This window comes from Enterococcus raffinosus (assembly GCF_018917525.1).
Classification (GTDB): Bacteria; Bacillota; Bacilli; order Lactobacillales; family Enterococcaceae; genus Enterococcus_A; species Enterococcus_A raffinosus_A.
The window spans coordinates 22,515-45,000 of sequence record NZ_JAHLOS010000018.1 but is presented as its reverse complement, the minus strand read 5'-3'; the positions used below and the strand labels follow the sequence as shown (position 1 = coordinate 45,000).

The window sequence follows — 22,486 nt, the reverse complement described above, 5'->3', positions numbered from 1 at the left end:
CGCAATAGTCCCTCAGTTAAAAGCTAGCGAAAAAAAACGTGAGGAATCCCCTCACGTTTTCTTCAATCCTATTTAATTACCAGCCACCAGAAGCGCCCCCGCCGCCGGATGAACCGCCGCCAAAGGACCCCCATGAGGAGCCGCCGCCTGATCCACTATCATTATCAGACCAATTATCAGAATTATAATTCGACGCTAGATAAGCCGTCGTCAAGACATCCCCGTTCCCAGAATACAAGGTATCGCCAATCAAAATCCGACCGAACATTTTCTTTTCTGCGGAAGGATTTCGTAACAGTCTTCCTTGAACGATCGCACGATTGATGCCTTTGACCGACATTCCAATCAGCAAACCGCTTAATAAGATGTGGTAGAGTTCTGTGTGTTTAACGACCCTTTGCATCTCATCGTCGCCAGCAATCGAAGTGGTTTCCGATTGATATTTTTTATAGTTTTCTTTGAGTAAAACACGAGCCCTCAATAGGTTCACTACTAATAACAGACTGACAAAGACCAGCAAGCCTAAAACTACTACTCCTGTCCAATGGAAGAACATCAATTTTGTCCGCTGGCTTTCGATGTTTTTGATTTGCGAATCCACCAACGCTGTCTTCGTATTCATAATTCCGAATACTTCATCCACAACCTGGCTGACTCCTGTATCATAATCCTCATCCTTGAAGGCGTCCACCACATCATCATCATTAATAATGTCATCGGCTTTACCATCGGGAATCAGACCTTCCAAACCATAACCAACCTCTAAACGAAATTCTCGTTCGTCCAAGGCAATTAGATATAAAACTCCATTGTTTTCATTTCTATCTCCGATGCCTAATTGGTTAAAGATCTTATTGGCGTACGATTCAATATCTTCCCCACGGGGCAATTCCGGGATCGTAACCACTTCTAATTGCGCACCATTAGTACTTGCTGCTAATTGTTTGTTTAGTTGATAAATTTTTTCCTTCATTTTCTGACTCAGCATATTAGCATTGTCAGAAACAAAGATATTGTTCTTATTAATGGTCAAATGACCATCCGTTTCTTTAATTGCCACATCATAGTTGTTGGCCTTCTTTGGATATTCTTTCAAGTTTGCCAAGTTATCATTCAGAGCTGTTTTGAAAGATTTGTTAGCCGTCACTTTTTTACCAGACAAAATGTCTTCTCGTTCCTGATTCAACTTCGTCAATTGCTGATCATAGGTCGCCTTTTTATCTCCATAGCCATTACTCGTAAAGAGATTAAATAAGCCGAACCCGCTGACTAGCAACACAACAACTAAAACTAGGGAAAAAACTCCATTGCGTCTACGTAACTTACGGTAGTTCTCAACAACTTCCTGATGGAGCCGTTCCCCTGAAGCACGCTGTTCCCTTTTCATTTTTCTCACCCATTCTTATTCAAAGCTGACATCGGGTACTTCCTTTGCACTTTCATCAGCTTTAAAGTTCGCCTTTTTGTCAAATCCTAATACCTTCGCTGCCATATTTTTAGGGAATCGAACCAAGCTTTGATTGTAGTCATTGACTTGTTCGATATAGTTTTTCCGTTCAACAGAGATCCGATTCTCCGTACCTTCTAGCTGGACCATCAAGGTTTTTACATTTTCATTAGAAGCTAGCGTTGGATAGCTTTCTTGGATCACGTTCACCATCGTACCTAAGCTTTGATCAATTTGATTGTTTGCGTCATTTTTTTCTGATGGCGTCTTGGCATTGTTGTATGCCTTCCGGGCATCAGTAATTTCTTTAACGATCTTTTCTTCATGGTTCATACTACCTTTGACACTATTCACTAAATTTGGAATCAAATCTGCCCGCCGCTGCATCACATTTTCCACCTGCGACCATTTTGCATCCACATCGTTTTCTGCTGAAGCCAATGAGTTATATGTCGTTACCAAGTATGCTCCGATTGCCAGAGCGATCACGACAATCCCAACAATGATACCTGATCCTCTTCGTTTCATTTTTATCCCAACCTTTTTCTGATTTATTTGTTATTTGTGATTGAGCTAATTATAGCATTCGGGTAGGGGCGCGCCTCAGACTTTCGACTGATTTTTTAGCTCAACGGTTGACAAAAAATCCTCCCGATTTTTTTCTTCATATATTGTACGAGAAAAAGGATTTACGCTTTTTCTTTAAAATTTTCGAAAGCGCTTGATTTTTAGTTAAGATACACTGGTCGGGCTTCGATATATCCTCGATACCCCTGCGGTTCTAATTGAATCCTGGGACCTGCTTTTTCAGCCCACTGACAATTATTTATACTAGGATCATACGTATCAATCTGCTTCATCACTGCCTCGATGGCCTCATCAAAACGTGCTTCATCATACGGATCACCTTGAAACAGCAGCATCGTACAGGCAGGCAGATCTATCACATCAAAGCCCTCTGGAATAAGCCCTTGATAATCAAGCGGGACTTCTACACCTTGAGCATAAACGGATGTTTCTTCCGTTCGCATGCTTTCCGGTAGCCAAAGTCCTACTGGTTCATACAATGCCTCTTTGATACTGGCAAGAATTCCCCAGACATCACAACCGATTTCCTGTGCATATTCGATATAGGATTTAGCGTTCCTACCTCGTAATAGAATCAGTTTACGCGCTGGAAACTCGATAAGGCGAACATGTAGATTTTTCGATAATGGAGGCAACTCAGTACGTTTCTCTCCCATTAAATAGTAGCTTTCCACAGGATATGGGGTAAATAAAGGGATTGGCGGTGTCTTCTTTTGATAAGCCTTCGGAGTCACGCCGAACTGTTTACGAAACGCTCGCGTAAAGCCTTCATGAGAATCAAAGACAAAATCTAAAGCAACATCCACCACTCGCAGATCCTCATCACGCAAAACCAAAGCCGCCTTAGATAACCGCAGCTTGCGAATATATTCAAACGGTGATTTATCTGTGTATTCTTTAAACATTTTGGCACAATGCCATGGCGAATAGCCGGCCTGCTGTGCCAAAGCATGTAGCGTGATCTCTTCATCTAAATGTTTTTCAATAAATGTCTGCATGCGAGTAACCGCCGCAGTATGCTCCAAGTTTGCCATAATACCTCCTAATATCTTTCAACCGTCCGACAAGTGCACAAGGAAGGTCAAGAAATCCTCCCGCTGCTCTCCTATACTTATGGTATCAACTAAAGGGATCTCAGTCCAACTTTTCCCAGTTTAATTAATACAAAAGGAATGGCAGGTGAAACGAGATGGCATTACGGTCAAACAGTATAGTTGGATGACATACGGCTTGACAATCAGATTTATTTTTCTGGAAGAAAAATAAATACTTTAAAAAGGAAAAAGGAGTGTTTCAAAATGAAATTTATCAAAAACAGTTTAGTAGGTCATATGGAAAAATTATGTCAGGAAATCGGTCCTCGGGCGACGGGATCAGCGGGAAATAAGGCGGCAGTTGACTACGCAGCGGAGACGTTTCGTTCTTTAGGTTATGAGGTTCGATTGCAGGAGTTCCCGTGTATGGATTGGCAGAATGACGGGGCAGAATTAATTGTCGATGGTCAACCAGTGGAAGTCGCGGCTGCGGAATATGCGATGCCTTGTAATGTCAGCGGAGAGTTGGTTTGTGTCCAAACGATTCAAGAATTAGCAGCAGCGGATTTAACCAATAAGATTTGTGTTATGTATGGCGAGCTTTGTAAAGAACCGATTATGCCAAAGAGTATGGTCTTTTGGAATCCCGAGGAGCACCAAGCAATTATTCGGGAATTAGAACAAAAACAGCCATTAGCCGTGATTACTGTTAGTTTTCTTGAGGATGTTCCAGTCCCGATTATCCAAGATGGCGACTTCAATGTTCCATGTGGAACAGTCAAAGGTGCTCTTTTAACTTCATTGTTAAACAAAAAAGCCGCAACCTTACGTCTAATGACAGAGCGTAAACCGGCCACTGCCGCAAATGTGATTGCTACTTTCGGCAAAGGGAAAAAACTTGCTTACTCTGCTCATATTGACACGAAGCCTACCACATCAGGTGCGTTAGACAACGGTACTGGAGTTGCAGTTTTGCTGGCGTTAGCCGAACAATTGATTCAAAACGAATTAGACAATCAACTTGAATTTGTTTTGTTTAACGGTGAAGATTACTATTCGATGCCCGGGGAAATGATTTTTATGGAGCAATCGTTAAACCACCCTGAAGAATATGAATTCGCCATTAACATAGACGGTGCTGGAATGCAAAATAGTACGGTATCTTACTCACTTTACGAATGTCCAGACCAACTAACCGAACAGCTAGAAAACTTTGCGACGGATTATTCAACCATCGAAAAAGTCGAACCTTGGCCAATGGGCGATCATATGTTATTTGCCGGAGCGGGAATCCCGGCAGCCGCGATCACCTCAACGCAAATCTATCTATTAATGGAAGCGGTCATGCATACACCAAAGGATAACTTATCGATCGTCGACTTTCAGCGTTTAGAAGAAACCGTCATTTTCTTGAACAATCTGACCACAGAACAAATGAAGTAATTAAAAAGCAACCTGCCGCTTACCGGTAGGCTGCTTTTTGTGTTATCATCTAACGGTAATGATTCTTCTTGTTAGGAAGATCCTTACCCTTCATTTTTACTGCTTACTCCAATCGGAAATGAATTCCCCACATTTCACAATATCATCAGAAGCACTAATTTTTCGTCGAATGAGATAAAAATTCCGCTTGAAGCTTTCGTCTAATCTCTGGTGTGGAATTCCTTCCGCTGCTCGTTCTGAAACCAATGAACAGCCAAAGCCCTGCTTCAATAAACCCACGATCACTTCATTATTTTGGATTTCCATGACTGGACCGTCTATATCCTTTTCTTCTAGAAAGCGTTTTGTGTAATAATAGACTCCAGATGTATTTTCCCGCACCAGCCAAGGTCCCTTTTCCGGATTTCCTGCTAAAACTAACTGATCCTCCATTAATGAAAAACGTTTAATCGTTGGAGCAGATAGTGGCTTCTCAATGAATCCCAAATCTACTGTATGATGCTCTACCGCTTGTAAAACCTCTAAAGAGTTCATCATCTGAACACTAAAACGAATGTGCGGAAATTCCTGCTGCAATTGAATGAGTAGCGACGGCAAGACATACGTGGCAAATGTATGGGAGGCCCCAATCATGCAACGAATAATCTGTTGCTGATTGGTTTGAACAGCTTGATACAAATTTTCCCAATCATTCATTAAATCAACGGCTCGTTCATATAAAATATCTGCTTGCGGTGTCACCAGCACTTCTTTTCTCCCGCTGCGGATAAATAATTGGGTACCAAATTCATTTTCCAACTGCTTGATTTGGGCCGATACAGTTGGCTGGGAAATAAATAAAATCTCTGATGCCTTGGAAAAGTTTTTCGTCTCATACACTACTTTGAACGTTTCTAACCATTTGAACATCGCAATCACTTCCATTATTTTTTTCTATTTAAGGTATTATATCAATAAATTATAATAATGGAAGATATCGGTTATAATTTATCATGCAAATGAAATACCAATGAAAATCAATTGATTTTTTACGTAAGAAAAGCTTTTTAATAACAAGAACTATCTAATTTTCGGGCGACTTCACTTACTCAATAAATAGTTACCCTTCAATTTTATAAGAAAGAGGTCAAACGATGTTTACAAATTTTTATACTAAAACGAAACCGATTTTACCTGGTTTGAGCTTGTCCATAGGCGTAGCAATCATTGCAAAGCTATTCGCTTTGTTTTTACCTAAGCTTGGTGGTGCCACTTTAGCCATTCTCCTAGGAATCATTTTAGGAAATACCTTCTTCAAACAACCAGCTCTAGCCGCTGGGACGAAGTTTTCAGAAAGCAAGCTACTAGAATATTCGGTGGTACTGCTTGGGTTCACCGTCACCTTCCAAACGATTGGAGAAATGGGCATCAAAGGGTTGATTTTTATCCTGTTAATCATGACTACCGTTATCGTCGGTGCTTATTGGATCGGTCGGAAACTTGGATTTAATGAAAAGATGGCTTTGATGATGGCTGGCGGAAATGCCGTTTGCGGGTCATCAGCGATTGGTGCGATTGCACCGGCGATTGAAGCAAACGATGAGGAAAAGGGCCAAATTATTACCCTTGTTAATTTACTAGGAACAGTAATGATGCTTACGCTGCCCTTTCTAGGAATGTCGTTATTCGGGGATGCATTATTGAGTAAAAGTGCACTGCTTGGTGGAACATTACAATCGGTTGGACAAGTTGTAGCAGGGGCAAGCCTGATTAATCCTGAAACAGTGAAATATGCAATGCTTTTCAAGATAACACGCATCATTTTCTTAGTCGTGGTTGTCTTCCTATTTGAACGCAAAGTTAAACATGATGGTCTGGTAACAACAAAAGGATCGAAGAAAAAATTCCCGATCCCTTGGTATGTCACTTGCTTTTTAATTTTCTGTGTCATTAACAGCTTCGTTACTTTGCCCGCTGTCTTTGATGAAGGAGCACATTTTATCAGTACCTGGTTCGAGACGACCGCGTTAGCCGCCATCGGTCTGCGTTTGGATTTTCGAAAATTTCTAAAAGAAGGACCGCGTTTCTTAGTTTACGGCCTTTCTGTTGGTGCTGTTCAAACCATTGCTGCCTTACTATTTATTTTTATTTTGCATATCTAATTTAGAACAACTAACCCGGACACTCATCGTTCTCGCTAGAAAAATGAGTGTCCGGGTTCATTTTGATGTTTTTTTCTCACTTGCGTTTACTCAACAACCGCAATAATCTCAACTTCTACCAACGCATCCTTTGGCAAGCTGGCGACACCCACACAAGAACGACTAGGCTTTTCCTTATCGAAAAAGCTGGCATAAATTTGGTTAAATGCTGCAAAATCAGACATGTTTTTCAAGAAGCAAGTCGTTTTTACTACCTTGTCGTAATCTGCTCCAACGGCTTTCAATACTCCGCCGACATTTCGCATGACTTGATAGGTTTGGTCTTCAATCGATTCTCCGACTAATTCTCCGCTTACTGGATCTAACGCGATCTGACCAGAAGCATACAGCATGCCGTTTACGACTTTTGCTTGGACATACGGTCCAATTGCTTGTGGTGCCTCCGTTGTTTCCACCGTACAAACGGATTTCTCTTGAAAGTTCACTTCTGTTACGTTATTTTCCATTTTCTCCACTCCTTTTTTTATTACAATTAACCAACAAATCATCCAACCAAAACAAGACTATCACTCTGCCAAACTTGTTGAAAACAAGAAGCAAAACTTAAAAAAGCATCTCACCGATTGGTGGGATGCTTGGAGAATCCCACTCAACAAATGTCAAACAGGACTTCAAACTGTTTTTCCAAAACAGATTTCAAGTCCTCAGTCTAATAATAATGATCATTTGTCTAGTAGTCGTCGCGTTCATAGAAATTCTCCTTTTAAAATTAAATTTAAATGGCAATTAAATTAATTTATGATTGTAATGATAACGGAGGTTCCATTTATTGTCAATGAGTTTATAGAATTTTCTGACAGTTCTATCTCACATTTTTGTAAGAAGTTTGTTCGCTCAATAAATGGATGGATGGAAAAAAATCCGTTATCCTCTTGTTAAGAGAGAGGAGTTTTTTCATGAATAAAGGGATGAATGGTTTCCAGTTAAAGGTTTTAGGGGTCGTGACCATGGTACTCGATCACATTGCGGAGTTTTTTCTATTTTTAGGAGTGCCCATGTGGTTTCATTGGATTGGTCGAATCGCCGCACCGATTTTTCTTTTTGAAAGTTCAGAAGGTTTTGTCCACACCCGTAATCGAAAAAAATATATGTTCCGTTTATTAGCCGGCTTTTGGCTGATGGGAATCATCAATATGATTTTGAATCGTTATTTTGCGGTTGGAGACGCAATCGTTATTAATAATATTTTTGGCACGTTATTCTTAGGTACTGTCTACATGCAAGCATGCGAATACGTTAAAGAACGTAAAGTTGCTAAGGGAGTAATTTGGTTCCTTGTTCCAACCCTTTTAAGTGTTTTAGCAATAGGCCTGTTGTCTAGCGGATTGCTTAATTCTAAATTCGGCATGCTTTTTTTCCAAGCGTTTAATTTACTTGTGCCAACACTATTGTTAACTGAAGGCGGAATTCTATTTGTTTTATTAGCGGTTCTATTCTATCTTTTCCATGGTAAGAAATTTTTACAGGTTGCAGCACTTGTTATCATTGCGTTAGTAACCTTGATTTTTGGTGGCGGTATACAGCATGCGTTTACGATGAATTACCAATGGATGATGATGCTTTCAGCAATACCGATCATTTTATACAATGGTGAAAAAGGACGCAGTATGCGGAATTTCTTCTATATTTTCTATCCTGCACACATTGCAATTTTTGCCATTATCAGCTTTTTGATCCAACGCTAAACTTGACCTTCTCCATAAAAAGCTTTAAAATGCTTTTTGTGAATAAATCGTACAGATAACACGTAATGCGTGTCGAGAGAGAGGCGGTTTCTATTAATTTAGAAACCACCTCTCTTTTTTTGTCAGTTCTGCTTTTTGCGGTTAATAAATACAAGCAGATTCATAACCAAAAGCGTTGAGCAGTTTAGCAGAGTGGTATGCGCAATGAAAGAAGTGCCTGCCATTAATGCTGCTTCTTATCCTGGCAAAATAAATAATGGAGACACCCGAATTTAAAGTTATTTGTCGAATTAAAGTGAGGTTATTATATGAAAGAAAAGAAAATCCATTTATTACTAGCTGTCCTTGCCACTGGAATCATGTCCTTTGCGGGTGTCTTAATCGAAACCGCCATGAACGTGACCTTCCCCACCCTGATCAAGCAGTTCGGAATATCCACCGGGATGGTGCAGTGGGTCACGACCATCTATCTCTTAGTCATCTCCATTATGGTGCCTTTTTCCAATTATCTATTGAAAAATTTTTCGATTCGAAAATTGTTTATCATCGCGAATCTCTTTTTCATTGCTGGATTGATGACAGATTTGTGGTCACCTTCTTACAGTATTTTGTTGATTGGACGTTTGTTGCAAGGGATTAGTACCGGAATTGCCTTACCCTTGATGTTCCATATTATCTTAAATTTCACTCCTATGCATAAACGCGGAACGATGATGGGTGTGGGCACACTGACAACGTCCATTGCTCCAGCAATCGGACCAACCTATGGCGGTATTATGACTGCGAGTCTTTCTTGGCATGCGATCTTCTTATTTTTATTACCGATTTTAGTGCTTTCACTAATCATTGGTCTTTATGCCATTCCAGAAATACCTGTCAAAAAAACTGGGGCATTAGATATTGTCAGTCTCATTGGCGTTGCATTGCTATTCAGCGGACTATTGATGTTCTTAAATCAAATTGGAAGCTTAGTGAGTCTACTTTCATTGGCAGTTGGTATCCTTGGCTTATTGATCTTCTATCGGCAAGCGACACGGGGAAAAAATCCATTAGTTCGGATCACCGTTTTGAAAAATAAAGTCTTCGTCCTATTTTTGTGCGGTTTCTTAGTTTGTCAGTTCTTATTATTAGGAATTTCCTTTGTCTTGCCGAACTTCGTTCAAATCGTTTTAGGTAAGGATGCCTTTATCGCTGGCCTTGTCATGATGCCTGGTGCGACTGTTGGTGCGATCTTAGCACCAATCTCCGGTCGTGTCTTGGATTCATTTGGTGCGAAAAAACCAATCTTACTAGGCTTGAGCTTTGCTACCATCGGCTGGATCGCGTTGACACTGTTGTTACGCTCGCCATTTTTACTTGGTTTCGTTGCAGGACATGTTTTTTATATGATCGGTATCGGTTTTTCTTACAGTAACTTAATGACCACGGGGATGAATTTACTATCTGAAGATGAATACGGCGATGGAAATACATTGTTCAATACCTTGCAGCAATTCTCTGGCGCGGTTGCTACCGCGATTGTTGCGACAATCATCAATTTAACGCAGCAAGCCCAATCGAACTTTATCGCTGCCACCATCACAGGCTCGCAAATTTCACTGTTGTTCTTATTGGCTTTATTGCTTGCCGTCTTGATTGCTTGTTTGATTCATTTTCATAAAGCAGCCACTCCTGCCTAATGTTAAAGTAACGGGCAAATGTTCAGCCGATACTCGCTAGTTTTTACGTCAAATCCTGCTAAACTTAACTTATCAAGTTTGGAGGGATACATCATGACATTAGGAACGAATTTCTTCAATGCACGAAAAAAAAGAGGCTTGTCACAAGAAGAAGTGGCAGAAAAACTCGGTGTAAGCAGACAGACGATTTCAAAATGGGAACTGGATGAAACTTTGCCTGATATTAACCAATCGAAGAAATTAGCCGTCACATACAAGGTTTCTTTGGATGAATTGATCGAATTTGATCCGGATCTTAACGATATTAAAGAAGTGATTGCCAAAACGAGTGAAGAAAAACAAGCGAAAGTCGATTGGACGAATGTCTGGGCGGAAAAATACCCTATTTTAGCGACTTATCAAAAAGAAGTCGATTTGAATGACTACATCCCCAAAATAAAAGCGATGCTTCTGCTTTTGAAAAGGAATTATGGTTATAACGATCAGGATGCCTTTTTAGTCTTGAAAGATATTCTGGCTCAAATTTGGAAGGATACAGAAAAACCGTGACGAGCGTTCGTCACGGTTTTTTTGTTTACTCTTCACATTCGGCAAGTTCATCTGATGTTTCTGTTGATTCACTCTTCTTCACCTGCACAATCAAAAGAATCGCTAATAATACAATCACAGCTCCAAAAATTGGCGTGTAGGCGATGCCCATTTTTCCAGTTACTTGAGCCCCAACTGTTGAACCTAACGTGATTCCGATATTGAATGCTGCAATATTAAACGCCGAAGCTAACGTAATGTCTTGCGGCACATATTTTTCAGCTAGTTGCACGACGTACAATTGCAAGCCAGGTACATTCATAAAGGCAAACAAGCCTAAAAGCAGTGCCGCCAGCAAACCTAAAATATTGTTTCCAATCAAAGTAGTCGCAAATAAAAATACAAGAGCCACCATTAAAAGACCAAACATTTTAATCAATGAATCTAACGGTTTTTCATTGGCAAGATGCCCACCAATCGTATTGCCGATCGCCACCATTACTCCGTAAACAATCAAAATAATGACAACGGCACTAGCTGAAAATCCAAAGCCTTCTAAAATGGGCGACAAATACGTATAAGCCGCAAAGGTACCGCCATATCCAAAGGCAGTGATTAAGAAAGACATGACCAATGGTTTATTGGTAAAAATTCGAACAAAGCCCTTCAAATCAACCTTACCTGGAATCGGCAACTGACGAGGCACTAAGAAGCTGCTGGCGATCAAGCCTAACAGACCAACCATTGCAATAAAGATAAAAGACATATTCCACGTGGTTTGTTGACCTATGAAGGTTCCCAACGGCACTCCGGTTACGGTCGCCACAGTCAAACCTGTAAACATGATGGCGATCGCACTAGCACGACGGGAAGGTTCTACGACATCCGCCGCAATAACGGTGGAAACCGACATAAAGATGCCATGAGCCAGCGCCGCTAAAATACGCCCCAGCAATAAAATCATAAAGGTCGGTGCAAAGGCTGCTAATAAGTTCCCACTAATAAACAGCAGCATGATACCGATCATCAGATTGCGACGATTCCATTTTCCGGTTAACACTGTTAATAAAGGCGCTCCGATCGTGACCCCTAACGCATATAAAGAAACGGTTAACCCTGCTTGAGCTAATGTGACATTGAAACTTTTAACGATCATCGGTAAAAGCCCCACACTAATAAATTCTGTCGACCCAATCGCAAAAGCGTTGATTGCGAGAGCCAGTAACGTGAAATTTGGTGAAATCTTCTTTTCCATGTTGTTCCTCCTTAGAAAGGTTTCACGAATGCGTTTAGCTTTGCCAGTTCATGAAACCAGACATAAAAAAAGTATTTGTAACCTACGAGAAGATACTATATACTGTTGATGACCTTTTGATAAGTACCCACTTTTTTGTACTATAGGTACCTTTCAGTAACTTTTGGATTATATCAAGGTTTTTAGGAGGAAATTTATTTTGGAAAATCGTACATATATGATCGGTGTTGAAGCGACGATGGATGTCATCGGCGGAAAATGGAAGCCAATTATTCTTTGTAATCTGCGCCATGGACCGATGCGTCCCAGCGATTTGAAGCGCGGTATCACGGGTATCAGCCAAAAGATGCTGACGCAGCAGCTGCGTGAATTGGAAGAGGACAATATCATTGATCGCAAAGTCTATCAGCAAGTCCCGCCGAAAGTGGAGTATTCATTAAGCGACTACGGCCGCAGCCTATCAGATATTTTGGATAGTCTGTGCAATTGGGGCGAACAGCATGTTGCTCACCTGCAGGAACAAGGACAGGCTATTTGCTTGAAAGCCAATTAAAATTCATAAAAAAATATTCCAACTCTGCAAGCTAGAGAGTTGGAATATTTTTTACTTTTAAACCATCAACTGGAAAACGCCATAAGCGATAAGCCCGCCGATCATTGGTCCTAAGACAGGTACCCATGCATATTGCCAGTCAGAGGTTCCTTTATTCGCAATTGGTAAGACTGCATGAGCCAATCGAGGACCCAAATCTCTGGCTGGATTAATCGCATAGCCTGTTGGCCCTCCAAGTGATAAGCCAAGAGCTATGATCAGTCCCGCAACAGCAAAGATATTGGTTCCAGCTGCAAATTCAGTTTGTGTAAAAGCTAAAAGGCCTAATACTAATACAAATGTGCCAATAATTTCTGTGATTAGGTTGGCTGGATACTTCCGAATTGCCGGCCCTGTCGCAAAGGTTCCTAAAATTGCTGCTTGATCGTTGGTTGCTTCCCAATGTGGCAAATAGGCCAACCAAACAAGTGCAGCTCCTACAAATGCTCCCGCCATTTGAGCAATGATAAAGGGAACAACCAAACTATATGCAATTGATCCGTTCATCGCCATAGCTAACGTTACTGCGGGGTTCAGATGTGCCGGCCCCATAAAACCAGAGATATACGCGCCCATCATAACCGCCATTCCCCAGCCCATGGCAATCACGATCCAACCGGAGGCCTGTGCTTTACTTTTGTTCAAATTCACCGCCGCACATACTCCATCACCTAATAAGACTAAGATCAGTGTACCTATAAACTCGCCCATGATTTGTGTCATATCGCCGCCCATTAATTATTCCCCCCTGCTTTTAATTCGGTTAAATCTGATTCGTCAATTGCTGCATTTAATTGTGCAGTCATCTCTGCTTTTTCCGTTGCATCCCATTCAAAGTACCCCGCCATCGCTTCAAGGACTGGTTGACGCAACGCATCCAAGTTATCTCTTTCAAATAAAAGATGATTGGTTCTGCGTAACAAATAGTCCACTGGTGTTAAGACCATTTCTTCCTCTATGCCATAGCGTAAGCGTGCCGATTCAGCCAAACTCATTCCGGGATAAGCAGACATTTCTTTTGCAAGCTGGAAGATTTTGCTAGCATTTGTGCCATAAAAATCAGCGATATACGTAGCTGCTTCTTCCGAAAGCCCTGCTTCAATCCCCATCTTTGCATACTCAGCGACGGTTTCAGTTAGCTTGGTTGGATCAAAATCCCCACCAGAAACCGAATACGTCTTTGAATCTACCTCTTTAAAGGTCAATCCGTAATGTTCGTTCAATAATTGACGAATCAAATCGATTGCACCGGCTGCCATCTTGCGATAATCAGTGATTTTGCCGCCAGATAATGTGATCATTCCATCAGGTGCTTGTTCCAACGAACTGCCGCGGGAAACAGAGGACGGCGCTAAACGTTTCTCAGCTCGGCTGCTTTCAAGATTGTTCAAGACATCTTCTACTTCATCACGAGTGGCTTTGCCCGCTTTGTAGTCAGTGATGATATCGACGGCCTGTTCAAAGCTTTTAGTAGAGATATTGCCATTATCACCGCCATTATAATCAGAACCAGCGTTCCCAATCAGTAATGGCCGTAAGCCTGCCCAGCTGCTTTCAATGTCATCAATGGTCAACTTCGCCTCAGGATAACGGTGGTTGATGACCGTTAATAAATAATCGACATCTTCTTGCGTCACTTTAGGATCGACGTAGTCCCCTTGATAATCGGTATCGGTGGTTCCAAAATAGGTTTTATTTTCGCGAGGAATTGCAAAAACCATTCGACCATCATTTTGTGCCGTATCAAAATACGTTGGTTGAGGAACCGGCAACTTCTGCGCGTCGACAACTAAATGAACCCCTTTGGTTGGACGCATTTTAGGCACGATCGGTTGAGTGAAGTTCATGTTGCGAACTTTATCGACCCACGGACCGCTGGTATTGATCACTAATTTTGCTTTGATTTCGATTGTTTCATCCGTTAACAGGTCACGTGCTTTTACACCAACGATCTGATCTCCTTCATAGATAAAACCGATCGCTTTCATTTTGCTGACCATATGACCGCCGTCTGATGCTGCCTGTTTAATGTTTTCAATTACTAATCGCGCATCATTATTGCGAAAATCCAGATAGACCCCTGCACCTTGAAGTCCTTCTTTCTTGATGAAGGGTTCTCTTTCCAAGACTTCTTCTGGCGTCAATGTATAATTTTCAAAGCTTGTTCCCTTCACATTGGCTAATTGATCATAAATATCCATCGCAACCTTAACTGAAAACATACTGAATGTAGTGGGGCCTTCATCGTTATAGATCGGTAAAAGCATGGGATCGGGCTTAGGAATATGCGGTGCAATCCCTTGAACCACCGCTCTTTCTGTAACGGTATCTGCTACCACTTCTACATCAAAGTTTTTCAAATAGCGAATACCGCCGTGAACCAGCTTGGTCGACCGGGAAGAGGTTCCTTCTGCAAAATCCTGCATTTCTATCAAACCCGTTTTCATTCCAGCTGCGGCTGCTTGGATCGCAACACCCGCACCTGTGATCCCGCCACCGATGATCAATAGATCCATTTCTTCATTTTTAAGTACTTCGATACTTTTCTTACGCGTTGCTTTTGAAAATGACATTCCGCTCACTCCTTTTTATTCAAATGCTTGTGTCGCTTTTACGGCTTTTTTCCAACCGTCATATAGTTTTTGACGACGTTCCGGTGCCATCTCTGCTTCAAAAATCTTTCCAGCTTCATAAAATTCCCTAATTTCATCCATATCCTTCCAATAGCCTACAGCCAAGCCTGCTAAGAAAGCAGCACCTAAAGCCGTCGTTTCAAGGTTGGCCGCCCGTTGGATCGGAACATTTAAAATGTCTGATTGGAATTGCATCAAATATTCGTTATTGGCGGCGCCGCCATCTACTTTCAATACTGGAATCTGAATCCCTGTATCCTCCTGCATCGTATCCACGATGTCGCGAACCTGATAGGCAATCGATTGAAGGGTCGCTTTGATTAAATCTTCTTTGGTTGTGCCTCGCGTCAAACCAAACATGGCGCCGCGTGCATTTTGATCCCAATAAGGAGCACCTAGTCCAACAAAGGCTGGGACCATGTACACTTCATCTTGATTTGCGGAGCGTTTCGCCGCATCTTCAGAATCACTCGCCTTTTTCAGCATTTTCAATCCATCTCTCAACCATTGAATGGAGGACCCTGCAACAAAAATACTCCCCTCCAAGGCATAATAGACTTTGCCGTTAATCCCATAGCCGATCGTCGTTAATAAATTATTCTTTGATAATTGCGGCTTTTCGCCTGTATTCATGACAATGAATGACCCTGTCCCATACGTATTCTTAACCATCCCCGGTTCAAATGCCATTTGACCAAATAGCGCTGCTTGTTGATCGCCAGCCATCCCCGAAATCGGTGCTTCGCTGCCAAAGAAATGGTACCCCTGTGTATAACCATAAATTTCAGAATTTGAGGTTACCTTAGGCAGAAGCGCTTGAGGGATATTTAATAAATCGAGAATCTCTTGATCCCAGGTCAGCTCATGGATATTGTAGAGCATGGTCCGACTGGCATTAGAATAATCCGTTACGTGAGAGCCGCCGTCTGTCAATTTCCAAACGAGCCAGCTGTCGATCGTCCCGAAAAGCAACTCCCCTTTTTCTGCCCGTTCTTGCGCCCCTTCTACATGGTCCAGAATCCAGCGAATCTTCGTGGCTGAGAAATAGGCATCGACGACTAGTCCGGTTTTTTGATGAATCATTTCTTCGTATCCGTCGATCTTCAGCTGATCCGCTATTTGCGCCGATTGTCTTGATTGCCAAACAATCGCATGATAAATCGGCCGCCCCGTATCCTTTTCCCAGATAACAGTCGTTTCTCGTTGATTGGTGATTCCAATTCCTGCCACTTGATCCGGTTTAATGCCAGAGTCAATGAAGGCTCCCGCAATCACAGATTGGACAGAATTCCAAATTTCATTTGCATCATGTTCTACCCAACTTTCCTGAGGAAAATATTGCGTAAATTCCTTTTGTGAACTAGCGACCTGATGCCCAAACTTATCATAGATAATTGCGCGTGAACTCGTGGTTCCTTGGTCAATCGCCATAATGTACTGTTGTTTTTCTTCCATCTTGATTTGTCCTCCTTGAACTAACTTGCAATGCAATCGCTTTCTTTATGGTCATATCCTAACCTGCTTTTCCTAGTAAAAACGGTCAAAGTTTTAAGCGGTTTCATAAATTGCTGGCAGTTTTTTCAATAAACTCACTCCTATCAAGGGATTTTGAGAATAAAAATTTTTCCCAAAAAAAGTAGCCCCCCATAAAACTACTGGGAACTACTTCATTAATTTTTCTCTTTCTTTAGCTGATCGATCAAGCATTTTATTTGAATCAGATCATACGCAGACTCAAACTCTGAGAGACAATATTGGATGGATGACGCGTGCGTCTCGATTCTTCGAGTACGAATGATCAAGTCATACGTTTGTTCCTCTCGAAATTGTTCAACCCGAATCCCCGGAATTAGCCGCAATTCCGAAAATAAATAGTGATAATACGAAGTTCGATAAACTGGTAATTCTTCTAAATCAATGCCTACTACCACTTCCTTGGCAATGTAAAAATCGATCATAGACAGGATACTGGCATAGTCGATCATTAAAGCTTGCGTGATTAAAGGGTCTTGTGCTTTTTTGGGGTTGAGAAAATTTAATGCTGTTTCTTGCAATATATCCAATAGCTGGCTTCGTTCAATACCTAAGTTTTGTCGCTGCAACATTACTAGGCGATCCGGCTCGTAACGGGGCAGATACCCTTGAAAAAAATAGATTCGATTGTTGATTTGAGATAACTGGTAGCCTACTGCTTTCTCCTGTTGGATGGACAATCTCTCTGGTCTGTAGTGAACCAAAATCATCTCGCGAATATACATATCCAAAAGCGCCGGCGGCAGTTTCTTACTGCGTTGTAACTCGTAGCGATAAAATGCTTCTTCATTCAAAATAGCAAAAGAAACTAAGAAACTGTAAAACATCATCGGTTCATACTGGTTCAATTCAAAGGAGCTTCGACTATTATACAGACGGATCAGCGGTTCAATCTGTTGAAAGAGGGCATCTTGTTGAAAAAGTCGGTAATTTGTTTTTAATTGTGTTTGCTGCTTTTTCTTTGCTGCTATTCGTTTCAGGCTAATCCCTAACCAGCAGGAAACCGCACTTTTAGCATAGCTAGAAAATTCCGTTTCTAAAGCTCTCTCCAACGCACGCAAAAACAATTGATTTTGATCGGACTCAATCAAGTAGCTAGGTCTCATTTCTAATGGAAAATACATATACACTTGAAAATAGAAATAGCGGATTTGTAATTCTTCACCCTGCAAACGACCGTTTTTAATCCGGATTTGAAACTCCGCGATAATCTCATTTAACTCGCGGAATTTCCGAAAGACGGAAGACTCACTGGTTGTAAATTCCTGTGTGATTTGTGGGATCGTAAACTCTCGATGCAGCAGCATATATTCCAGTAATTGAAATTTAAAGCTGTCTCTCACTAATAAAGCTGTGATCTCTTCAAGCGTCGTCGTCTTTTCTAATTCCAATGTGAGTGTCGATCCTTTGCGGTCAATCGAAAAGCCCATCCCCATTTCTTCCCCTAAATAGGAAATATCTTGAATGTATTGATCCAAACTTATTTTTGACAGGCCAATTTCCTCGGCCAGTTGATTCACTGACAGCGTTCCGCCTGACAAAATGAGTTGAGTAAGAATGGACAATTGAAGCTGTTGATTTTTATCCAATAATTGATCAATCCTCATTTTAACGCTCCTCTAAATCGAAAGACTCCAGTAACGGAAAACGAAAGGCTGGATGAAAGAAGCGTTCCAACAACATGAATTCATGGATCGTTTGCTGTTGTTGAATCGCTGAATCAAACTGATCTAAAAGCGCAAAATCGAGCTGTTTTGAAACGAGTTGCGCCCCTAACAAACGTTCGGTCTCAGCATTCCAAATTACTTTTACACTTATTTTTTCCTGTGAGACAACCGTTGTAGGCAATTCGAGCTGTTTTATTCTAACTCTTTCAGGATACAAAAGCGCTTCTTTTTCCAACAAACCAACACTGCCGACAAAATAGCCAAACCACTGATTTCCGCTAACTCGAACTGTTCCAGGATCGGTTGTCAACGTGCCCGTAATAGTCTGACTAGCGATCTTTGCTGTTCTGATCGCATTGGCAACTAATGATGAATAAATCTTTTCATCCGTTAATTGGAATTTTACTTTGATCGTATCGCCGATCGCATAGATATCCGGATTTGACGTTTGTAAATACTCATTCACTTTGAGCGTGCCATCATCATCACGGTCTAAGTCTTGCCAAATCTGATTATCCGGACGTGTACTATTCGCCAATAGTACGAGATCAACCTCCAGATTCGTTTCATTAAAAAAGAGTTTTACCTTGCCTTCATCCGTTTCTTCCACCTCATCGACAAATGTCCCTGTATGTAAATCAACAGCCGATTGACGGATTGCGGTTTCTAACGGTTGGAGCATCTCCTCATCAAAATAGTGGCCCATTACCATAGAATCGCTTTCAAATAGATGAACCTGTTTATTTGCTTGAGATAAGGCATCCGCAAGTTCTAAGCCAACATGCCCACCGCCAATAATCGCTACCGTTGTGAGATCGTCAAGCATGTCCAATATTTCTGTGACATCCTGCTTGGTTTTACACGTTTTAATCCTCCCAGAACGAGTCTTATTTTGTTGGAAGGACTGCTGGGACCCCGTCGCAATAACCAGCCGATCAAAATGTAGCTTTCCTCCTGTGGATACACCAATGTGATTCTCTGGCAAAAGACCGGTGCAGGATACCCCCGTTTTTACCTGTATCCCAAGTTTTTCCAATTTCTGTTGTGTAACCCAACATAACTCATCCAGCGACGCCGCTTTTCCCTTTAAAATCAGAGCCAAACTCCCAGGAACGAAACCCAAATCAGTCTGCTTTTCAATCAAAAGAACCTCCGTCTCTGGTTCTATTCGTTTAATATCTAGTGCCGCTTGGACACCGCCAAATGATCCTCCTACAATAATTACACGCATATGTTCCCTCTTTTCTTTAAACATGACTTTCGCTTTTCTCAGTATTTGAAGCTCTCATGCTTAATTATAAATCTTTCACACCAGCTGCGCTATTTTAACCCTTTTAGCTTTTTCACAAAAAAATCCTTTGTCAGAAAAACAACTGACAAAGGATTACTATAGTGAATCATTATTTTTTAACTAGTTTATCGCCTTTATTGAAATAGCATCGCGCATTTTTGCCCAATGATTCGTCGGCCCATGACCGTGCCCTACAAAGATGGGCTGACTAATCGCCGCATGGATAAATCTCTTTCCGGTAATGATTGCTTCTTTCAACTCATTCCCTTTTGCTAGCTCAGCGGCGATACAAGCCGAAAAGGTATCGCCCGTTCCATGAGTACTAGCGGTTTCCACTCTCGGTGCACTCATCCAGAAGCTTTCTCCTGTCGCCAATAAAACAAAATCGGCTGCTTCTTTATTTTGGCTATGTCCACCTTTAACAACAACGTTTTTCGTGCCAAAATTTTGCAGCTTCTTCGCCGCTTCAACCATCTCCTGATCCGTAACGATTCGCTGCCCAATGAATCCTTCTGCTTCTGGTAAATTGGGAGTCACAACTGTCGCTAATGGCAGTAACTTCTCATTGATCGTCTTAACCGCATCATCTTGCAATAAGTGATGACCGCCTTTTGCCACCATCACAGGATCTACGATTAAGGGACCGAAATCGACTTGCTTCAATTTCTTCACGACAGTTTCCACACGTTCGACATCCGCCAGCATACCTGTCTTCGCTGCACCAATTGAAAAATCAGCAGCCAAAGAATCAAACTGCTCCTCTATAAAAGAACTAGGAATTGCCATACTGTCTTGTACGCCATAAGTATTTTGTGCTGTTAGTGCTACGATGATACTCATGCCAAAAGCTTCGCGTGCTTGAAAGGTTTTCAGATCTGCTTGAATCCCAGCCCCGCCGCCAGAATCAGAACCCGCGATCGTTAAGACTTGTGGTGTTGAATTAATCATACTTGTTCCTCCACTATCTCTGCTATTTTTTGTCTTAAACTGCGAACCTTTTTGCCAACCTCTTCCGCTAGCATAATTTCACTAACAATCGAAACTCCAGCAATCCCGGTTCCACGAAAATCAACTAAATTTTCTTCCTTGATGCCGCCAATCGCAACACTTGGAATTGTTACTGCTCCATTGATCGCTTTTAGCATTTCAATCGAAGTCAAGGCGGTGTCTTTGGTTTTTGTCGGGAAAATGGCACCAATTCCTAAATAATCTGCTCCCGCTTTTTCAGCCTCTAGGCCACGTTCAATCGTTTTCGCCGATACACCTAAGATTTTTTCTGGTCCAATCAGTGAACGAACAACGTCCACCGGCAGCTCATCATCTCCAATATGCACCCCCGCTGCGTCGACTGCCAAACAAATGTCGACCCGATCATTGATAATTAAAGGAATGTGGTAGCGATCCGTGATGGCTTTTACCTTCAAAGCCAACTCATAAAAAGCCCCCGTCAGCAAAGTCTTCTCCCGTAATTGAACCAATGTCACACCATTTTTACAGGCCTCTTCAATCACCGCTAAAAACTTCTCATCGCTAAAATCATACCGACCAGTCACTAAATATAAAGTTAAGTCCATTGCTTTTCCCATCCTTTCACTTTTGTCCACCAGTTCTCCTCCATCAATATTGAAAGCTGATTCAAGGTCTCTTGCCGAAAAGCTGCTAAGCCGATCGTATTTCCTGCCTGCTCCCCGCAAAGATTAAAATAGCTCACCGCCGTTACAGCAGCATCGATTGCTTTCATTCCGCTGCCTAATAAAGCTGCAATCAACGCACCAACAATATCACCTGTTCCCGTAAAGCGATCCAATGCAGGCACACCATTCGCTAAATGAAAAATACGTTCTTGATCAACGATAATATCTTGAGAACCTGTTGCTAGGAATGTAGTCTTCGGATAAAGAACCGCTAACTTCTGCAAAGCTTCTGATAATTCAGCGATTGCTTCCTCACTTTGATCTAACTCACTACCATCTACTCCGCGTGCTTGACTCGGCAGCCCGCAAAAATTCCGTAGTTCGGAAATATTGCCTTTTACTACTGTTGGATTTTCCGCCACCAACGAACGCCCTACTTGATTTCGAACCTGACTGACACCATATCCAACCAAATCCACCACCGTTGGCTTATGAACGCTATTTGCTAGTTTGCTCGCTGCTATCAGACTAACCGCACGTTCTTCCGACAGATGTCCGATATTCAGCAGCAACCCATCTGTTTGTTGAAATAATTCCTCAAATTCTCGCGGATCAGAAGCCATGATCGGTTTTGCTCCAATATAAAGCAACGCATTTGCCACGGTCTCACAGGTGACTTCATTGGTTATGCAATGAACTAACGGCGCACTTTCTAACGGAAACACCTTTGAAAAATTCGTTTTGATCATCCAAACATCCTCTCACTTGAAAACAGCCGTTGCCAACGTTTAAAAATCGTTGTTTCCTGCAATTTAACCAACACAACAAAAGCAATCGCCGAACCAATCAATGTTGCACCAACAAATCTCGGTGTATAAATCAACCAATACAACTCATTTTGACTCCCGGTAAACCAGACCATTACAGGATAAGATAAGAGTGAACCGATGATTCCTGTACCCACGATTTCACCCAGCATGGACCAAATCAGTCTTCCACCTAAACGATAAAATAAACCAGCAAAGAATGCACCAAATACTGCGCCCGTCAGTGCTAATGGCGGAATCCCCAACATCGTCATCCGTATCATTGCACAGACAAAAGCCATGACTGTTCCGTAAAACGGACCTAACAACACTCCGGCGATAATGTTCATTACACTGGACATCGGCGCCATCCCTTCGATCCGCATCAAAGGAGACAATACGACATCCAACGCAATCATTAAGGCCAATAACGTCAACTTGTGGATTTTACTTTTTTCCACGACAAATAA

At 41.8% G+C, this 22,486-nt stretch carries 21 protein-coding genes; 6 read left to right on the top strand and 15 right to left on the bottom strand.

Translation table 11 applies throughout. The features are described from left to right. Window positions 1-76 precede the first annotated feature (76 nt). From KQI58_RS12405 to KQI58_RS12395, 3 genes are all read right to left on the bottom strand, one after another. Window positions 77-1,387, bottom strand: a complete 1,311-nt coding sequence (locus KQI58_RS12405) for a TPM domain-containing protein (RefSeq protein WP_216409407.1) — start codon at window positions 1,385-1,387, stop codon at window positions 77-79. A 15-nt stretch (window positions 1,388-1,402) separates the two neighbouring features. After that, window positions 1,403-1,975 carry a LemA family protein gene (locus tag KQI58_RS12400; RefSeq protein WP_216409406.1) on the bottom strand — a complete coding sequence of 191 codons (573 nt, stop codon included), beginning with the start codon at window positions 1,973-1,975 and terminating at the stop codon, window positions 1,403-1,405. A 200-nt stretch (window positions 1,976-2,175) separates the two neighbouring features. Then, the gene (locus KQI58_RS12395; protein ID WP_216409405.1) at window positions 2,176-3,069 is read right to left on the bottom strand and encodes an AraC family transcriptional regulator; all 894 of its coding nucleotides are present in this window, start codon (window positions 3,067-3,069) and stop codon (window positions 2,176-2,178) included. Between the two features lie 264 nt (window positions 3,070-3,333). Here KQI58_RS12395 and KQI58_RS12390 point away from each other — a divergent pair, with 264 nt between their 5' ends. Continuing rightward, on the top strand, window positions 3,334-4,512 hold the full coding sequence (locus tag KQI58_RS12390) for a M28 family peptidase (RefSeq protein WP_216409404.1): 1,179 nt from the start codon (window positions 3,334-3,336) through the stop codon (window positions 4,510-4,512). Between the two features lie 96 nt (window positions 4,513-4,608). On the opposite strand, the gene KQI58_RS12385 is transcribed toward KQI58_RS12390, so the two are convergent. Further along, window positions 4,609-5,421 (bottom strand): LysR substrate-binding domain-containing protein, encoded by an 813-nt coding sequence (locus KQI58_RS12385; RefSeq protein WP_253295929.1) that lies wholly within the window; start codon window positions 5,419-5,421, stop codon window positions 4,609-4,611. Between the two features lie 224 nt (window positions 5,422-5,645). On the opposite strand from KQI58_RS12385, the gene KQI58_RS12380 reads away from it, so the two are divergent. Beyond that, complete coding sequence (locus KQI58_RS12380) at window positions 5,646-6,653, top strand: YeiH family protein (protein ID WP_216409402.1); 1,008 nt, start codon at window positions 5,646-5,648, stop codon at window positions 6,651-6,653. A gap of 86 nt (window positions 6,654-6,739) precedes the next feature. Here KQI58_RS12380 and KQI58_RS12375 read toward each other — a convergent pair whose 3' ends face one another. After that, window positions 6,740-7,159, bottom strand: a complete 420-nt coding sequence (locus KQI58_RS12375; protein ID WP_216409401.1) for a RidA family protein — start codon at window positions 7,157-7,159, stop codon at window positions 6,740-6,742. Window positions 7,160-7,609: 450 nt separating this feature from the next. Here KQI58_RS12375 and KQI58_RS12370 point away from each other — a divergent pair, with 450 nt between their 5' ends. From KQI58_RS12370 to KQI58_RS12360, 3 genes are all read left to right on the top strand, one after another. Beyond that, on the top strand, window positions 7,610-8,398 hold the full coding sequence (locus KQI58_RS12370; RefSeq protein ID WP_216409400.1) for a TraX family protein: 789 nt from the start codon (window positions 7,610-7,612) through the stop codon (window positions 8,396-8,398). A 308-nt stretch (window positions 8,399-8,706) separates the two neighbouring features. Next, window positions 8,707-10,077: an MFS transporter gene (locus KQI58_RS12365; protein ID WP_216409399.1), complete on the top strand. Its 1,371-nt coding sequence runs from the start codon at window positions 8,707-8,709 to the stop codon at window positions 10,075-10,077. Window positions 10,078-10,170: 93 nt separating this feature from the next. Further along, complete coding sequence (locus KQI58_RS12360; RefSeq protein WP_216409398.1) at window positions 10,171-10,626, top strand: helix-turn-helix transcriptional regulator; 456 nt, start codon at window positions 10,171-10,173, stop codon at window positions 10,624-10,626. 25 nt (window positions 10,627-10,651) lie between these two features. Here the strand turns inward: KQI58_RS12360 and KQI58_RS12355 are convergent, their stop codons facing one another. Continuing rightward, on the bottom strand, window positions 10,652-11,860 hold the full coding sequence (locus KQI58_RS12355) for an MFS transporter (RefSeq protein WP_216409397.1): 1,209 nt from the start codon (window positions 11,858-11,860) through the stop codon (window positions 10,652-10,654). 199 nt (window positions 11,861-12,059) lie between these two features. Here KQI58_RS12355 and KQI58_RS12350 point away from each other — a divergent pair, with 199 nt between their 5' ends. Beyond that, on the top strand, window positions 12,060-12,413 hold the full coding sequence (locus KQI58_RS12350; protein ID WP_216409396.1) for a winged helix-turn-helix transcriptional regulator: 354 nt from the start codon (window positions 12,060-12,062) through the stop codon (window positions 12,411-12,413). A 57-nt stretch (window positions 12,414-12,470) separates the two neighbouring features. Here the strand turns inward: KQI58_RS12350 and KQI58_RS12345 are convergent, their stop codons facing one another. From KQI58_RS12345 to thiW, 9 genes are all read right to left on the bottom strand, one after another. Further along, entirely contained in the window at window positions 12,471-13,187 is a 717-nt protein-coding gene (locus KQI58_RS12345) for an MIP/aquaporin family protein (RefSeq protein WP_216409395.1), read from the bottom strand. Beyond that, window positions 13,187-15,025, bottom strand: a complete 1,839-nt coding sequence (glpO, locus tag KQI58_RS12340; RefSeq protein WP_216409394.1) for a type 1 glycerol-3-phosphate oxidase — start codon at window positions 15,023-15,025, stop codon at window positions 13,187-13,189. The genes KQI58_RS12345 and glpO overlap by 1 nt, the downstream gene beginning before the upstream one ends. A gap of 15 nt (window positions 15,026-15,040) precedes the next feature. Further along, window positions 15,041-16,540, bottom strand: a complete 1,500-nt coding sequence (gene glpK / locus KQI58_RS12335; protein WP_216409393.1) for a glycerol kinase GlpK — start codon at window positions 16,538-16,540, stop codon at window positions 15,041-15,043. A gap of 215 nt (window positions 16,541-16,755) precedes the next feature. Then, window positions 16,756-18,225, bottom strand: a complete 1,470-nt coding sequence (locus KQI58_RS12330) for a helix-turn-helix domain-containing protein (RefSeq protein ID WP_216409392.1) — start codon at window positions 18,223-18,225, stop codon at window positions 16,756-16,758. A gap of 1 nt (window position 18,226) precedes the next feature. Continuing rightward, window positions 18,227-19,516: an FAD-dependent oxidoreductase gene (locus KQI58_RS12325; protein WP_216409391.1), complete on the bottom strand. Its 1,290-nt coding sequence runs from the start codon at window positions 19,514-19,516 to the stop codon at window positions 18,227-18,229. 180 nt (window positions 19,517-19,696) lie between these two features. Continuing rightward, entirely contained in the window at window positions 19,697-20,524 is an 828-nt protein-coding gene (gene thiD, locus KQI58_RS12320; protein ID WP_216409390.1) for a bifunctional hydroxymethylpyrimidine kinase/phosphomethylpyrimidine kinase, read from the bottom strand. Continuing rightward, window positions 20,521-21,150, bottom strand: a complete 630-nt coding sequence (gene thiE / locus KQI58_RS12315; RefSeq protein ID WP_216409389.1) for a thiamine phosphate synthase — start codon at window positions 21,148-21,150, stop codon at window positions 20,521-20,523. The genes thiD and thiE overlap by 4 nt, the downstream gene beginning before the upstream one ends. Further along, window positions 21,141-21,959, bottom strand: a complete 819-nt coding sequence (locus KQI58_RS12310) for a hydroxyethylthiazole kinase (RefSeq protein WP_216409388.1) — start codon at window positions 21,957-21,959, stop codon at window positions 21,141-21,143. The genes thiE and KQI58_RS12310 overlap by 10 nt, the downstream gene beginning before the upstream one ends. After that, window positions 21,956-22,435 carry an energy coupling factor transporter S component ThiW gene (thiW, locus tag KQI58_RS12305; RefSeq protein WP_253295938.1) on the bottom strand — a complete coding sequence of 160 codons (480 nt, stop codon included), beginning with the start codon at window positions 22,433-22,435 and terminating at the stop codon, window positions 21,956-21,958. The genes KQI58_RS12310 and thiW overlap by 4 nt, the downstream gene beginning before the upstream one ends. Window positions 22,436-22,486 lie beyond the last annotated feature (51 nt).

Excerpts from the sequence above, each read along its gene's own strand:
- KQI58_RS12365 (WP_216409399.1), top strand. The coding sequence starts at position 8,707 with ATGAAAGAAAAGAAAATCCATTTATTACTAGCTGTCCTTGCCACTGGA.
- thiD (WP_216409390.1), bottom strand. The coding sequence starts at position 20,524 with ATGATTAATTCAACACCACAAGTCTTAACGATCGCGGGTTCTGATTCT.
- KQI58_RS12390 (WP_216409404.1), top strand. The coding sequence starts at position 3,334 with ATGAAATTTATCAAAAACAGTTTAGTAGGTCATATGGAAAAATTATGT.
- KQI58_RS12385 (WP_253295929.1), bottom strand. The coding sequence starts at position 5,421 with ATGTTCAAATGGTTAGAAACGTTCAAAGTAGTGTATGAGACGAAAAAC.
- KQI58_RS12380 (WP_216409402.1), top strand. The coding sequence starts at position 5,646 with ATGTTTACAAATTTTTATACTAAAACGAAACCGATTTTACCTGGTTTG.
- KQI58_RS12400 (WP_216409406.1), bottom strand. The coding sequence starts at position 1,975 with ATGAAACGAAGAGGATCAGGTATCATTGTTGGGATTGTCGTGATCGCT.
- KQI58_RS12360 (WP_216409398.1), top strand. The coding sequence starts at position 10,171 with ATGACATTAGGAACGAATTTCTTCAATGCACGAAAAAAAAGAGGCTTG.
- KQI58_RS12375 (WP_216409401.1), bottom strand. The coding sequence starts at position 7,159 with ATGGAAAATAACGTAACAGAAGTGAACTTTCAAGAGAAATCCGTTTGT.
- thiE (WP_216409389.1), bottom strand. The coding sequence starts at position 21,150 with ATGGACTTAACTTTATATTTAGTGACTGGTCGGTATGATTTTAGCGAT.
- glpO (WP_216409394.1), bottom strand. The coding sequence starts at position 15,025 with ATGTCATTTTCAAAAGCAACGCGTAAGAAAAGTATCGAAGTACTTAAA.
- KQI58_RS12405 (WP_216409407.1), bottom strand. The coding sequence starts at position 1,387 with ATGAAAAGGGAACAGCGTGCTTCAGGGGAACGGCTCCATCAGGAAGTT.
- KQI58_RS12330 (WP_216409392.1), bottom strand. The coding sequence starts at position 18,225 with ATGAGGATTGATCAATTATTGGATAAAAATCAACAGCTTCAATTGTCC.
- KQI58_RS12345 (WP_216409395.1), bottom strand. The coding sequence starts at position 13,187 with ATGGGCGGCGATATGACACAAATCATGGGCGAGTTTATAGGTACACTG.
- KQI58_RS12370 (WP_216409400.1), top strand. The coding sequence starts at position 7,610 with ATGAATAAAGGGATGAATGGTTTCCAGTTAAAGGTTTTAGGGGTCGTG.
- KQI58_RS12325 (WP_216409391.1), bottom strand. The coding sequence starts at position 19,516 with ATGCGTGTAATTATTGTAGGAGGATCATTTGGCGGTGTCCAAGCGGCA.
- KQI58_RS12355 (WP_216409397.1), bottom strand. The coding sequence starts at position 11,860 with ATGGAAAAGAAGATTTCACCAAATTTCACGTTACTGGCTCTCGCAATC.
- KQI58_RS12310 (WP_216409388.1), bottom strand. The coding sequence starts at position 21,959 with ATGATCAAAACGAATTTTTCAAAGGTGTTTCCGTTAGAAAGTGCGCCG.
- glpK (WP_216409393.1), bottom strand. The coding sequence starts at position 16,540 with ATGGAAGAAAAACAACAGTACATTATGGCGATTGACCAAGGAACCACG.
- KQI58_RS12395 (WP_216409405.1), bottom strand. The coding sequence starts at position 3,069 with ATGGCAAACTTGGAGCATACTGCGGCGGTTACTCGCATGCAGACATTT.
- thiW (WP_253295938.1), bottom strand. The coding sequence starts at position 22,435 with ATGATTGCGTTGGATGTCGTATTGTCTCCTTTGATGCGGATCGAAGGG.